The organism is Streptomyces galbus (assembly GCF_005280195.1).
In the GTDB taxonomy this organism is placed as follows: Bacteria; Actinomycetota; Actinomycetes; order Streptomycetales; family Streptomycetaceae; genus Streptomyces; species Streptomyces galbus.
Map to the genome: position 1 here is coordinate 107,168 of NZ_SZPR01000010.1, position 12,104 is coordinate 119,271.

The 12,104-nt window shown below is 75.1% G+C and carries 12 protein-coding genes; 8 read left to right on the forward strand and 4 right to left on the reverse strand.

The features are described from left to right. The first annotated feature begins 71 nt into the window (after positions 1-71). The 3 genes from E4U92_RS08780 (at position 72) to E4U92_RS08790 (ending at position 2,562) form a co-directional block, all read left to right on the forward strand. Entirely contained in the window at positions 72-719 is a 648-nt protein-coding gene (locus tag E4U92_RS08780) for a TetR/AcrR family transcriptional regulator (protein ID WP_137299735.1), read from the forward strand. A gap of 92 nt (positions 720-811) precedes the next feature. After that, positions 812-1,177: an STAS domain-containing protein gene (locus E4U92_RS08785; RefSeq protein ID WP_229862447.1), complete on the forward strand. Its 366-nt coding sequence runs from the start codon at positions 812-814 to the stop codon at positions 1,175-1,177. Positions 1,178-1,335: 158 nt separating this feature from the next. Then, a complete protein-coding gene (locus E4U92_RS08790; RefSeq protein ID WP_137300129.1) occupies positions 1,336-2,562 on the forward strand; it encodes a PP2C family protein-serine/threonine phosphatase in 1,227 nt (408 codons plus the stop codon). A 206-nt stretch (positions 2,563-2,768) separates the two neighbouring features. Here E4U92_RS08790 and E4U92_RS08795 read toward each other — a convergent pair whose 3' ends face one another. Next, on the reverse strand, positions 2,769-3,050 hold the full coding sequence (locus tag E4U92_RS08795) for a DUF3618 domain-containing protein (protein WP_137299737.1): 282 nt from the start codon (positions 3,048-3,050) through the stop codon (positions 2,769-2,771). A 299-nt stretch (positions 3,051-3,349) separates the two neighbouring features. Between E4U92_RS08795 and E4U92_RS08800 the strand changes: the two genes are divergently transcribed. Continuing rightward, positions 3,350-3,832 carry an MFS transporter gene (locus tag E4U92_RS08800; RefSeq protein ID WP_229862444.1) on the forward strand — a complete coding sequence of 161 codons (483 nt, stop codon included), beginning with the start codon at positions 3,350-3,352 and terminating at the stop codon, positions 3,830-3,832. A 186-nt stretch (positions 3,833-4,018) separates the two neighbouring features. Here the strand turns inward: E4U92_RS08800 and E4U92_RS08805 are convergent, their stop codons facing one another. Continuing rightward, the gene (locus E4U92_RS08805; RefSeq protein ID WP_137299738.1) at positions 4,019-4,708 is read right to left on the reverse strand and encodes a chaplin; all 690 of its coding nucleotides are present in this window, start codon (positions 4,706-4,708) and stop codon (positions 4,019-4,021) included. A gap of 273 nt (positions 4,709-4,981) precedes the next feature. Between E4U92_RS08805 and E4U92_RS08810 the strand changes: the two genes are divergently transcribed. Next, on the forward strand, positions 4,982-6,568 hold the full coding sequence (locus tag E4U92_RS08810) for an alpha/beta hydrolase (RefSeq protein ID WP_137299739.1): 1,587 nt from the start codon (positions 4,982-4,984) through the stop codon (positions 6,566-6,568). 7 nt (positions 6,569-6,575) lie between these two features. Here E4U92_RS08810 and E4U92_RS08815 read toward each other — a convergent pair whose 3' ends face one another. Beyond that, entirely contained in the window at positions 6,576-7,355 is a 780-nt protein-coding gene (locus tag E4U92_RS08815; protein ID WP_137299740.1) for an alpha/beta fold hydrolase, read from the reverse strand. Between the two features lie 165 nt (positions 7,356-7,520). On the opposite strand from E4U92_RS08815, the gene E4U92_RS08820 reads away from it, so the two are divergent. Together E4U92_RS08820 and E4U92_RS08825 are read left to right on the forward strand one after the other, a co-directional pair. After that, the gene (locus E4U92_RS08820) at positions 7,521-8,615 is read left to right on the forward strand and encodes a baeRF3 domain-containing protein (protein ID WP_137299741.1); all 1,095 of its coding nucleotides are present in this window, start codon (positions 7,521-7,523) and stop codon (positions 8,613-8,615) included. A 154-nt stretch (positions 8,616-8,769) separates the two neighbouring features. Continuing rightward, positions 8,770-9,792: a Gfo/Idh/MocA family protein gene (locus tag E4U92_RS08825; protein WP_137299742.1), complete on the forward strand. Its 1,023-nt coding sequence runs from the start codon at positions 8,770-8,772 to the stop codon at positions 9,790-9,792. 44 nt (positions 9,793-9,836) lie between these two features. On the opposite strand, the gene E4U92_RS08830 is transcribed toward E4U92_RS08825, so the two are convergent. Further along, complete coding sequence (locus E4U92_RS08830; protein ID WP_137299743.1) at positions 9,837-10,250, reverse strand: SsgA family sporulation/cell division regulator; 414 nt, start codon at positions 10,248-10,250, stop codon at positions 9,837-9,839. Positions 10,251-10,663: 413 nt separating this feature from the next. Here E4U92_RS08830 and E4U92_RS08835 point away from each other — a divergent pair, with 413 nt between their 5' ends. Beyond that, positions 10,664-12,091, forward strand: a complete 1,428-nt coding sequence (locus tag E4U92_RS08835; protein ID WP_137299744.1) for a PP2C family protein-serine/threonine phosphatase — start codon at positions 10,664-10,666, stop codon at positions 12,089-12,091. The last annotated feature ends 13 nt before the right edge of the window (positions 12,092-12,104 follow it).

The window sequence follows — 12,104 nt, forward strand, 5'->3', positions numbered from 1 at the left end:
CGAAAGAGGCCGGGAACAGCTCCGGTCACGACGGGGCCCGGCGACCTGGGCCGAGGGAAGGGACGACGCACGTGACCGCTGCGCGCAGGGAGACACCACGCGAGCGCTACCGCACCCAGCTCCGGGCGGAGATCAAGGAGCACGCCTGGGAGCAGATCGCCACCGCCGGAGCGCCGGGCCTGTCCCTGAACGCCATCGCCAAGCAGATGGGCATGAGCGGTCCCGCGCTCTACCGGTACTTCTCCAGCCGGGACGAACTGATCACCGAGCTGATCCGCGACGCCTACCGCGACCTCGCCGACACCGTCCGCGCCGCGGCGGCCGGGGGCGCCGACCTGGCGGGACTGGGACGGGCGCTGCGCACCTGGGCCCTGACGGACCCCCAGCGCTACTTCCTCATCTACGGAACGCCGATCCCGGGCTACCACGCCCCCGACGACGTCACGCAGACCGCCTCCCTCATCATGGAGTGCCTCCTGGACGCCGCCCGGTCGTCCGGCCGGGACGTCGCGGACGACGACCCGGTACGGGCGCACCTCGCCGCACACCGGCAGTGGGCCGGCGACCACCCGGCGGACGCGGCCACCCTGCACCGGGCCCTGCTGTTCTGGAGCCGCCTGCACGGCATCCTGTCGCTGGAGCTCGCGGGCCACTTCACCGGCATGGGCCTCGACCCGGCGGAGCTGTTCGCGAGCGAACTGCGCGCGCTGACCCGATGACCCTCTGCGGGTGCATCCGATCGGTGCGGCGGACCGGAACACAGCCGACGACCTTCCGCCCGGGAACGGACCTCACCCCCATCGAGGAGACGGTGACCCCCATCGACGACGCCGACCGGTCCGCCCGGCGGCTCCGCGCCGAGCAGCGCATCGCCGCCGGCATCCGTGTCGTGTCCCTGCACGGCGAGATCGACCACAACGCCAAGGACCTGCTCCGCGAGTCCCTCGGCCCGCTCGACGCGCGCCCCGCGCACATCGTGGCGGACCTCGGCGGGGTCACCTTCCTGGACTCCAGCGGCATCACCGTGCTCATCGCCGCCCACCAGCAGATCGTCGACGCGGGCGGCTGGCTGCGCATCGCCGCCGCTAAGGACATGGTGCGGGAGGTCCTGCACCTGGTCACCGTCGACGCCGTCATCGCCTGCTACCCCACTGTCGAGCAGGCCCTGTCCGGCTGAGGCGGACCACCGGCCGCGCAGCCGCGCTCTCCCCCGCCGGAGCATCAAGCCGGCCTCCGGGGGGACACTGGCAGGGACGCAGCCCTCTCCGGGAAGCGTCGACGCACCGAGGGAAGAGGATGCCGGCGGTGGAGGACACGAGGACCGACGCACGGCGGATGCTGGAGGGCCTGCTGGCCGCCAGCCACCTGATGCCCCTCGAGATGGTGCCCGCCCGGGTCACCGAGCACGCGGCGGCGGCCGGGCTGACCGAGGTGTCGATCTACATCGCCGACCTGCAGGGCAACGTCCTGCGGCTGCTGACCGGGAATGAGGGCACCGGCGCGACCGGGCCTGGCCCGGAGGCCGAGCTGAAGGTGGAGGGGACCCTGCCGGGGCGGGCCTACCAGTACGTCGAGGTGCTGGCCGACCGCTCCGCCGAGGCACGGGAGCACCGGTGGTGGGTGCCGCTGCTGGACGGCACCGAGCGCATCGGCGTCCTGCGGATCACCACGGCCGACGACACCGCACGGACACGACGGGACATGACGGCGCTGGCCTCCCTGGTCGCGCTGATCGTGGTGAGCAAGCGCGGCCACAGCGACGCCTACGCACGGCTGATCCGCGCGGAGCCGATGAACATCGCCGCCGAGATGCAGTGGCACCTGATGCCGCCGCGCAGCTACGCCGACGGGCGGGTGGTGATCTCCGCGGCGATGGAGCCCGCCTACCGCATCAGCGGCGACGCGTTCGACTACGCGACGGCCGGGCCGGTCGCGCACCTGTCGATCTTCGACGCCATGGGGCACGACACCGCCGCCGGGCTCAGCGCCAACCTCGCCATGGCCGCCTGCCGCAACTCCCGCCGACAGGACGCCGGCCTGGTCGAGATCACCGAGCGGATCGAGCGGGCCCTGATCGAACAGTACGGGCAGACCCGCTACGTGACCGGGATCGTGGCCGACCTCGACACCGCCTCCGGCACGCTGACCTGGGTCAACCGCGGTCACCACCCGCCGGTGGTCATCCGCGGCGGGCGGTGGAGCAGCGAGCTGCGCTGCCGGCCGGCCCACCCCATGGGCACCAACCTCGGTCTGGAGGCGCGCCTGTGCCGTGAACAGCTCGAACCCGGCGACCGGATCGTGTTCTACACCGACGGCATCACCGAGGCCCGGGGCGCGGGGGACACGGAGTTCGGGCTGGAGCGGTTCGTGGACTTCCTGCTGCGCCACCACGCCGACGGCCTCCCCGTGCCGGAGACCCTGCGCCGGCTCGTGCACGCCGTGCTGGAGTACCACGGCGGCCGGCTCAACGACGACGCCACCGTGCTGGTGTGCGAATGGCTCGGCCCCGACCCCGACACCACCGCCGAAGCCGCGGCCCTGACCGGCCTGACCCCACCGTGACCCCCGCCCTCCCGGCGGGCCCGCGGGGATGCGGGACGCGGGAGGGCCGGAGAACTCCCCCTGATCGCGGACGGCATCGGGCTGCCGGGCGCGGTCCATGTCCGGCACCCGGCCCAGCCGGACGGAGACGCGCACCCGGCCGGGGCGGGCTCGGGCGGTGGGCGGCCGGCGACCGCAGGCACGTCAGGGGTGCCCGGGAGCCCCGGTCAGCCCTTGCGGCGGAGCGCCAGCCACGTCACCAGGACCACACCGGCGGCCACCAGCACCACCGTGCGGTTGTCGCGGGCCAGTCGGGCCGCGGTGGCCGTCAGGTCCCCCGCTGTGCGCGTGGCTTGGTCCCTGACCTCGGAGGCCTTCTCCCGCGCGCGTGCCTTGACGTCGGCCTTCGCCGCCAACGCCTCGACGGTGCGGCCGAGTTCGGCCCTGGTCCGCTCGACCTGCTGCCGGAGTTCCTCGGGGCCGGGGGACTTGTCGCTGGGCTGAGTCATCGTCGGGCACTCTCCTCGGTCTCGGCCGCATCGGCCTGCATGTCTCTCGACCGCCCGCCAGGTCCCGGGCGGGCGGCCTGCCGCACCCGCATCCTGTACCCGTGACCGGCCGTTTCACAGGCGCCGTCGGCCGGCCGGCGAGGGGGCGCGCGGCGGTGCCTCGACCGGGCGGCCCCGGCACCGCCGCGCGATACTGAGGACTCCGGGCCGCCCGGCGGCAGTTCCGGCCCGTGCCGGGGCACCCCGGCCCGCGAGGTGCTCGCTGACAGGGAGGGTGCCGTGGCGACCACACGGGGCTGGTGCTGCTGGTGTTCGGGGCGGCCACCGTCGCCGGGATCTGGGCGACGGGCCTGGTGGTGGACCGCCGCCCCCGGCTCGCCCTGCTGACCGCGCTCACGCTGTGCGCGGGGCTCATGGTCGTGCTGGGCCGGTGGGCCGGGGAGCCGGTCGTGCTGCTCGGGGCGGTCGCCCTGTGGGGCGGGGCGTTCGGCGGGGCGCCGACCCTGATCCAGACGGCCCTGGTCGACGCGTCGGGACCGGCCGCGGCGGACGTGGCCACGTCGCTCCAGGCGACCGTGTACAACGCGGGCATCGCGGGCGGCTCCCTGACCGGGGGGCTCGTCCTGGAGGGGGCGGGCGCCGGGGCACTGCCGTGGACGGCGCTGCCGCTGCTGGTCGTCGCGCCGGCGGTGGTCGCGGGGGCACGGCGCACGGCGTTCCCGGCCCGCCGCGGAGACGACCGGACGGCCCGGCCGCGGCCCGGTACGGGGGCGGCCGGGTGACTCCGCCGCACCGGGACGGCACGAGGGCCCCGCCGGACAGTGCGTTCCCGGCCCGCCGCGGACCCGGCCGAGTGCCCCGACTGCGGCCCGGCGCGGGGGGGGGCCAGGTGACTCGTCCGCCCTGAGAGACGGCACGAGGGCCCCGCCGGACACTGTGTTCCGGCGGGGCCCTCGTAGGGGGGTGGGTCAGGCACGGCCCGTGGTGCGGAAGCGCCGGTACAGGGCGGCTCCGGCCAGGACCAGGGCCCCGCTGCCCGCCAGCGCGGGGAAGGTGGCGTCGGCGCCCGTGCTGGCCAGGGCCGTCACCACCTCGGACTGCGCCTCGCTCCGCTCGCCGGACGCGGCCTGGGCGGCCGGCTCGGGCTCGTGCTCGGGTGCCGAGGGCACGTGCCGGGGCGGCTGCGCCGCGGGCTCCTGCGGGGAGGCGGGCTCCTCGCCGTGCGTGTCGCCGGGGCCGTTCACGGACGTGTTGCCCAGGACCGGGTTCCCGATGCCGACGACGTCCACCGTGTTGCCGCTGACGTTCACCGGCAGATCGACGGGGAGCTGGACGCCGTCGCCGGAGACCAGGCCCGGCGACTGGGCCGCCTCGGCGTCCGCGGCCGCACCCGAGGAGGCGTGCTCGTCGCCACCGCCGCCGGTGTTGGCGCAGGTGTTGCCCGCCGCCGGGTTCAGCAGTCCCACCACGTTCACGGTGTTCCCGCACACGTTCACCGGCACGTCCACCGGTAGCTGGATGGCGTTGCCACTGGCCGCGCCGGGCGAGCCGACCGCAGCCGCGTCCGCCGAGGAGTCGGCGTGCGCCGGCATCACCACGGCCATCGCGCCGGAGGCGGCGGCGAAGGCGATCACCCCGTTTCGGGCAACCCGTCTCATAGGTCCCTGCCTTCCAGACATCGTCACGGGCCCGTCGCCCGCATCAGGTAGAACGCGGGCGAAGCGGTCCAGTAATGGCCGATCGCCCTTTCACCCCATCGGGCGGCCAGCCGCTCCGACTGTCGGGAAATCGGCTGAACCGGTGCACCCGCGAGGTCCTGACCACGGGCTGTCGCGCTGCGTCACCCGTCCGGAGGCGGCCCCGGGTGAGCCCGCCTATCGTGAGCGAGGGCGCCGGTTCCCGACCGACGACGGGGCGTCCGGGAGGCACTGATGCTGGCCAAGCTGTCGACGCGTCCCACGGTGCGCCGCTGCGCGCTCGCCGGAGCCGCCGCGCTGACCCTGCTCGCCGCGGGACTGCCCGCCGCCGTCGCCGAGGGCGACGACGGACCCGACCTGTCCCGGTTCTACGACCAGACGGTCACGTGGTCGGCGTGCGAGGGCGACGACATGCCCGACGACCTCCAGTGCGGCAAGGCGACCGTCCCGCTCGACTACGCGCACCCCGGCAAGGGGACGCTCGACCTGGCACTCGCCCGCTACCGCGCGACGGGCGACAAGCAGGGTTCGGTGGTGCTGAACTTCGGCGGCCCCGGCGGCGCGGGGGTCCCCCAGCTCGCCTACGGCGGCAAGGAGTTCATGGACCTGACCGACCACTACGACGTGGTCACCTTCGACCCGCGCGGCGTCGGCCGCTCCTCGCCGGTGAGCTGCGGGGCGGGCCAGGAGGACGCCTTCGCGGCGACCGTCGGGGGCCCGCCCGACCTCGGCGACCCGCGGACCGTCCTCGACCGGTTGAAGAAGGCGGCCGACCAGTGCGCCGCGCACTCCGGTCCGGTCCTGCCGTACATAGGCACGGTGCACGCCGCCCGGGACCTGGACGTGCTGCGCGCGGCGCTCGGCGACAAGAAGCTCAACTACCTGGGTTTCTCCTACGGGACCCGGCTCGGCGCGGTGTACGCGGCCGAGTTCCCGCACCGCGTCGGCCGCATCGCGCTCGACGGCGTCGACACGCTGACCGAGCCGCTGGCCGAGCAGGGACTCGCCGGGGCCGCGGGCCAGCAGGTCGCGCTGGAGGACTTCGTCACCTGGTGCGTGAAGGACATCGCGTGCCCGTTCGGCACCGACGCGCGTGCCGCCCGCGACGAGGTCGTCCGGCTGGTGCGCTCGCTGGACGACGATCCGGTGCCCTCGGACTTCGGGCCGCCGTTCACCGGGCAGGACCTGGTCGCGGCGCTCAGCCAGGCGCTGTACAGCGAGGAGTGGTGGCCGTCGCTGGAGCGGGCGCTGTCGCAGCTCGTCGAGAACGGCGACACCAGCGGGGTGATGACCTTCGCCACCGGCGGCATGACGCTGCCCGTGCGGTCCCCGCGGCCGACGCCGGGCGCCCTCGTCGACGAGGAGGACGTGCCGCTCGACAACCTCCCGGCGGCGCTGATGGCGATCAACTGCGCGGACGACCCCGACCGCCCCGCCGCCGGGCGGATCGCCGCCGACCTGCGCCGGCTGCGGGCCGAGTACGAGCAGGTCTCGCCGGTCTTCGGCCGCTACCGGCTCACCCAGGTCCTGATGTGCTACGGCCGCCCCGCGGGCACCGACTACATACGCGACGAGGTCAAGCGCGTCGACACCCCGAAGATGCTGCTGGTCGGCACGCGTGGCGACCCGGCGACCCCCTACCGCTGGACGGAGGAGACCGCGCGGCGGCTCGGCCCGTCGGCGGTCGTGCTGGACAACAAGGGCGAGGGGCACACGGGGTACGGCTCGTCCAAGTGCGTGCACCGCAAGGTGGACGACTTCCTGATGTACGGCTCGCTCCCGCCCAGCGGCAGTTCGTGCCTGTCCGAGCGCGAGGACTGAGCGCCCGTCAGGCCCGCTCGGTGACGAACGCATCGAGGACGGCGGTGAGTTCGGCAGGCTTCTCGACCGGCAGCTCGTGGCCGGCGTCGAGGACGCGGACGGTGGCGTCCGGGTACGCGGCGGCCAGCTTGAGCATCTGCCCGACCGGGAGCTGGACGTCGTGGTAGCCGTGGACCATCAGGGTGGGCGTGCGGATCTCTGCGGCCCGGTCCAGCACGTCGAAGCCGCGCATGGCGCCGTACAGCGTCATCACCACCTCGCGCGGGGTGTCCGCGGAGTCCCTGATGTACCGCCGGACCTCCTCGCGCGGGTAGCCGGGCGCGAAGGCGCGCTGGATGTTCGCGGCGACGAACAGCTTGAACGGCACCAGGGTGGAGACGGCCATCAGCAGGCCCCGCGCCCGGTTGTAGGCCATGCGGCCGATGGAGTTGACCAGCACCATCCGCTCGACCCGCTCGGGGTGTTCGAGCGCGATGGTCTGCGCGATCATCCCGCCCATCGAGTGGCCGACCAGGACGCACCGTTCGATCTCCAGGTGGTCCAGCAGGGCGATGACGTCCCGCGCCAGCTCGCCGATGGTCCGCACCCCCGCCCCGCCGCTGTCGCCGTGCCCGCGCAGGTCGAGCCGCACCACGCGCCGCCGCTGGGCGAAGTGCGCCACCTGGTGGTCCCAGCGGTGGCGGTTCGCGGTCCAGCCGTGCACGAACACCAGCGGCACCCCGCCACCGTCGCGCGGGCCCTCGTCGTCGTACGCCAGCGGTGCGCCGGCGACTTCGAGCTGCGGCATGGGTGCCTCCTGCGGGTGCGGTCCTGGACCGGGGCGGCCGCGGCCGGCCCCTGCGGTTACTGACGCGTACGGTAACCGGCGGGCGGGTGCGGCGTCACCGCGTCCGGGGTGCGGAAGACCATGGTCACGAGGCGGTTTGCACCCATTCGCCCTATCGTGCTGTGCATGGAGCACGCACTCAGCCCCGCCGTCCTCTCCGAGCTGCGCCGCCCGCGCCCCTACCCGGCGGTGTCCGTGCTGACGCCGACGCACCGCCGCGGACCCGACACCGCCCAGGACCCGGTGCGGCTGCGCAACGCCGTGGCCGCGGCGAAGAAGCAGCTGGAGTCGGACCCGGCGGTCACCCGCGAGCGGCGCGTGGACGTGGTGGACCAGCTCGACCGGGCCCTGTCCGAGGTGGACCTCCGGGAGGCCGAGGACGGACTGGCCATCTTCGCCGCTCCGGGCGAGCACCAGGTGTGGACGCTGGCGCGGTCCGTGCCCGAGCGGGTGGTGCTGTCCGACACCTTCCTCACCCGGAACCTGGTCTCGGCGCAGGCCGCCGAGCGGCCGTTCTGGGTGCTGTCGGTCTCCGCCGACCGGGTCACCCTCTGGAACGGCGGCGCCGGCCAGGTCGCCGAGGAGCGCTCCGGCGGCTTCCCCCTGACCCGCGGTCAGGAGAACTTCGACGCCGAGCGGCTGGAGCGGGTGGGCAACCTGCCGAGCACCTTCCGCGACGAGGGCACCCGCCACTTCCTGCGCGACGCCGACACCGCGCTCGCCGGCCTGCTGCGGGAGAACCCGCGTCCGGTGTACGTCACCGGCGAGCCGGCCGCGCTGTCCCTGCTGGACGAGTTCGGCGGCGCGGCCCGCGACGCCGTGCACGTGCCGCGCGGCGGCCTCGCCCACGGCACGCCGGAGGCGGTGCGGCAGGCGGTGCGCCCGCTGCTCGAGGAGGAGGCGCGGCGGCAGAACGAGGCGGTGGCCCGGGAGCTCGAAGCCGCCCGCGGGCACCGCACGTTCGCGGCCGGCGTCGACGAGCTCTGGCAGAGCGCCCGGGAGGGCCGGGTGCGCCTGCTCGCCGTCGAGGAGGACTACCGGGCCACCGTGCGCGACGCCGGCGACCACCTGGAACCGGCCGACGGCGACGACCTCGACGCCCGCGAGGACATCGTGGACGAGATCGTCGAGCAGTGCCTGGAGACCGGCGCCGAGGTGCGCTTCGTCCCGGACGGCACGCTCGGGGACGCCCGGGGCATCGCGGGCGTCCTGCGCTACTGACCCGCCCCGCGCCACCGGCCGGTCCTCCCGGGGCCACCGGCCGCCCCCGGCCTGCGCGCATGACACCCTGTGGACCGTGCGGGCGGGATGCCGCGCGCGTGTACGGCCCCGCTCACGGGCCGGGTGGGTGCGGGCTGGGGAAGGAGCCGGGATCGTGTCGGAGCTGCTGGGAGTGGCCGTCCTGGGTGCGGGCCACATGGGGGCCGACCACGTACGACGTCTCGACCGGGGGGTGAGCGGGGCCAGGGTGGCCGCCGTGGCCGATCCCGACACCGGGCGCGCCGAGGAGGCGGCCGCCGGGATCGAGGGGGTCACGGTGCACGCCGAGGCCGAGGCGGCGCTGGACGCGCCCGGCGTCGGGGCGGTGCTGATCGCGTCCCCGGGTCCGGCGCACGAGGAGGCCCTGCTGGCGGCCTTCGCGCGGGGACTTCCGGTGCTGTGCGAGAAGCCGATGGTGCCGGACTCCGACGGCGCGCTGCGCGTGGTCGAGGCGGAGGCGCGCGGCGGGCGCCGGCTCGCGCAGGTCGGCTTCATGCGCCGCTACGACGCCGAGTACCGGCGGCTGAAGCGGGTGCTGGACGGCGGGCGCCTGGGCCGGCCGCTGATGCTGCACTGTGTGCACCGCAACGTCTCCTCGCCGCCCGGCTTCACCAGCGCCATGCTGATCGACAGCTCCGTGTCGCACGAGATCGACGCGGCCCGCTGGCTGCTCGGCCAGGAGCTCACCGCGGTGACCGTGCTGCGCCCGCGCCCCTCGGCCGGCGCTCCGCAGGGCCTGCTGGACCCGCAGTTCGTGCTCTTCGAGACGGACGGCGGCGCCCTCGTCGACGTGGAGATCTTCGTCAACTGCGGCTTCGGCTACCAGGTGCGCTGCGAGGCGGTCTGCGAACACGGCAGCGCCCGCGTCGGCGAGGACCACGGCGTGCTGCTGACCACCGCGGGCACGGCCGGAGCCGAGGTGCCGCAGGACTACCTGGTGCGGTTCGCCGACGCCTACGACCGCGAGGTGCAGGCCTGGGTGGACGCCACCCGGCAGGGCCGGGTCACCGGCCCCACCGCCTGGGACGGTTACGCGGCGTCCGCCGTGGCCGAGGCCGGCATCCGCGCGCTGGAGAGCGGCCGGCGCACTCCCGTCGACCTCGCCCCGCGCCCGGCGCTGTACGGCACGAGTCGCTGAGCGTTCCGGCCGGGGGGCTGCTGCGGGGCCACGGGGCCACGTGGTCAGACGCCGTCGAAGAGGGCGGTGAGCCCGCGGTCGACGTCGGCGCCGACGTCCTCCTGCCCGGCCGCGACCACGGCGTAGCTGCGCAGCAGGAAGCGGTGCAGCGCGGCCGTGTCGAACCGGACCAGGGCCAGGCCGTGCGGCGAGTGCAGCTCCAGCACCGTGCGGTGCGGTCCGCAGGGCCAGATCCGCACGTCCCCCGTGCCGGCCGAGCCGCCCAGCCCCTCCTCCAGCAGCGCGCGGCCGAAGGTCCAGGTGCAGCTCTCGCCGTCCAGGCTGACCTCGGCCGGGAAGTCGATGTGGACCGCCAGCGGGTCGCCCGAGGCGTACCGCAGGGTGGCCGCGACGGGCAGCTCCCGCTCCTCGGCGGTGATCAGCCGGGCCTGGGCGGATTGCTCAAGGGTGATGTCCATGTCTGTACGAGCGCGCAGGGGGTCATCCGTACACCGCAGCGCCCCGGAATCGATGTGACCTGCACCACACCTGGATGAGTGGACCCGCCCGCGCGGCATCCCTCGCGACCCCACCGCCCCCGGCGGCGACGCGGCACGGCCCACACGGTGGAACGCACGAGCGACGAACACCTGACCGGTGGACCGACGGGCCCCTCGCGTCCCTCAAGTCACGTACGCCGTCTACGACTTGGCCGGGCCGGGAGGTACGCCGGCGGCGCAGCCGCAACCATCCGGGGAAGACGCTGGCATATGCCGGAAGCACCACCGTATCGTGTGTCGCCGAATCCCTTACACGGCGTCGCGGGCTGTGCAACAGTCGTAACGGCCCTCCCGCCCGCCCTGGTTCCCCCGTCCCCGCATCGGAGCGCGTCATGCCGTCCCACCTCTCTGCGGATCGCCCCGCCGCCCAGCCGCCCGGACGCGGCTCGGTGGAGGCGCTGATCTCGCAGACGCGGCGGCTCAAGGGCGAGGTGGACGCCGTACGACGCGACGCGCAGGGCGACGGGGCCGACCCGCAGGGCCGGTGGCGGCGCGCCCTGTACGACCTCGCCCTGCACCAACTCGACGACCTAGACCAGCACTTGGCACAACTGCGCGAGGGCCCCCCGGCCCCGCCCGCCCCGGACACCGACCGTGACGGCGACGGCCGCCCCGGCTCCGTGCCCGCGGGCGACGCCCTGCTGAGCCGGGTCGGCAGTGCCGAGTGGAACCTGCTGACGGACGAGGCGGTGTGGTCCGGCGAGCTGTACGAGATCCTCGGGCGCGACCCCGCCGCTCCCGCGCTCACCCTCGACGAACTGCCGTCCCTCGTCCTGGAGGAGGACCGGCCGCGGCTGACGGCGATGGTGACGGACTGCCTCGTCGACGCGCGGCCCATCGACGGGGAGTTCCGTGTGGTCCGCGCCGGCGGCGAGGTCCGCGCCGTGCACATGATGGGCGAACCCGTGCTCGCCGCCGACGGCAGCGCCGCCGCGATGTGGGCGGTGCTGCGGGACGTCAGCGCGCTGCGCCGCAGCCGGCAGGCGGTCGGCGAGACGCGTGACGCGCTGCACCGGCAGGACCGGGCGCAGACCGGGCACCGGGTCACGGTCCAGCCGCAGGGAGCCGCCCTTCCCCCGTGGCGCGGCTCCCTGCGGCTCCCGCACCGAGGACCCCGCTCGCTCGACCTCGCCGCCCACCACCTGCCCGCCACGGCCGGCCCGCCGGTCGGCGGCGACTGGTACGACGTGCTCGAACTGCCGGACGGGCAGGCGGTGTTGAGCGTCGGCGACCTCACCGGACACGGTCCTGCCGTCGCCTCCGGCACGGCGATGCTGCTGGGCGCCCTGCGCGGCATGGCGCTGGCCGGCACCGGGCCCGACCGGCTGATGACCCTGCTGAACCAGGTGCTCGACGCCACCGCGCAGCCCGCCCTGGGCAGCGCGGTGTGCTGCCGGTACCGCCCCGAGGACCGCACCCTGACCTGGGCGCAGGCCGGACACCCCGCCCCGCTGCTGTTCCGCGACGGGACGGGGCGCCGGCTCACCCCACCGCAGGGCGTGCTCCTCGGCGCCACCGCGGGCGCCGTCTACGGACAGGCGGAGGAAAGACTGCGGGAGGGCGATGTGCTCCTGCTGCACACCGACGCACTGGTGCCCACGCACGGCGACACGTCGGCCGTGCACCGCCTCCTCGGCCTCGCCCCGCACCTGACCGCGGCGCGCACCGCACAGGACTGCTCACGGCTGCTGGCGGCCGAGTTCGGCGCCACCGCCCGGACGGACGACGCGTGCGTGCTGGTGGCCCGGGTGACCTCCTGAGCCACTCCCCGGC

Bases quoted from the DNA above. Each gene is read 5' to 3' on its own strand.
- E4U92_RS08820 (WP_137299741.1), top strand. From the start codon at position 7,521: ATGGAGCACGCACTCAGCCCCGCCGTCCTCTCCGAGCTGCGCCGCCCG.
- E4U92_RS08790 (WP_137300129.1), top strand. From the start codon at position 1,336: ATGCTGGAGGGCCTGCTGGCCGCCAGCCACCTGATGCCCCTCGAGATG.
- E4U92_RS08815 (WP_137299740.1), bottom strand. From the start codon at position 7,355: ATGCCGCAGCTCGAAGTCGCCGGCGCACCGCTGGCGTACGACGACGAG.
- E4U92_RS08830 (WP_137299743.1), bottom strand. From the start codon at position 10,250: ATGGACATCACCCTTGAGCAATCCGCCCAGGCCCGGCTGATCACCGCC.
- E4U92_RS08835 (WP_137299744.1), top strand. From the start codon at position 10,664: ATGCCGTCCCACCTCTCTGCGGATCGCCCCGCCGCCCAGCCGCCCGGA.
- E4U92_RS08810 (WP_137299739.1), top strand. From the start codon at position 4,982: ATGCTGGCCAAGCTGTCGACGCGTCCCACGGTGCGCCGCTGCGCGCTC.
- E4U92_RS08795 (WP_137299737.1), bottom strand. From the start codon at position 3,050: ATGACTCAGCCCAGCGACAAGTCCCCCGGCCCCGAGGAACTCCGGCAG.
- E4U92_RS08805 (WP_137299738.1), bottom strand. From the start codon at position 4,708: ATGAGACGGGTTGCCCGAAACGGGGTGATCGCCTTCGCCGCCGCCTCC.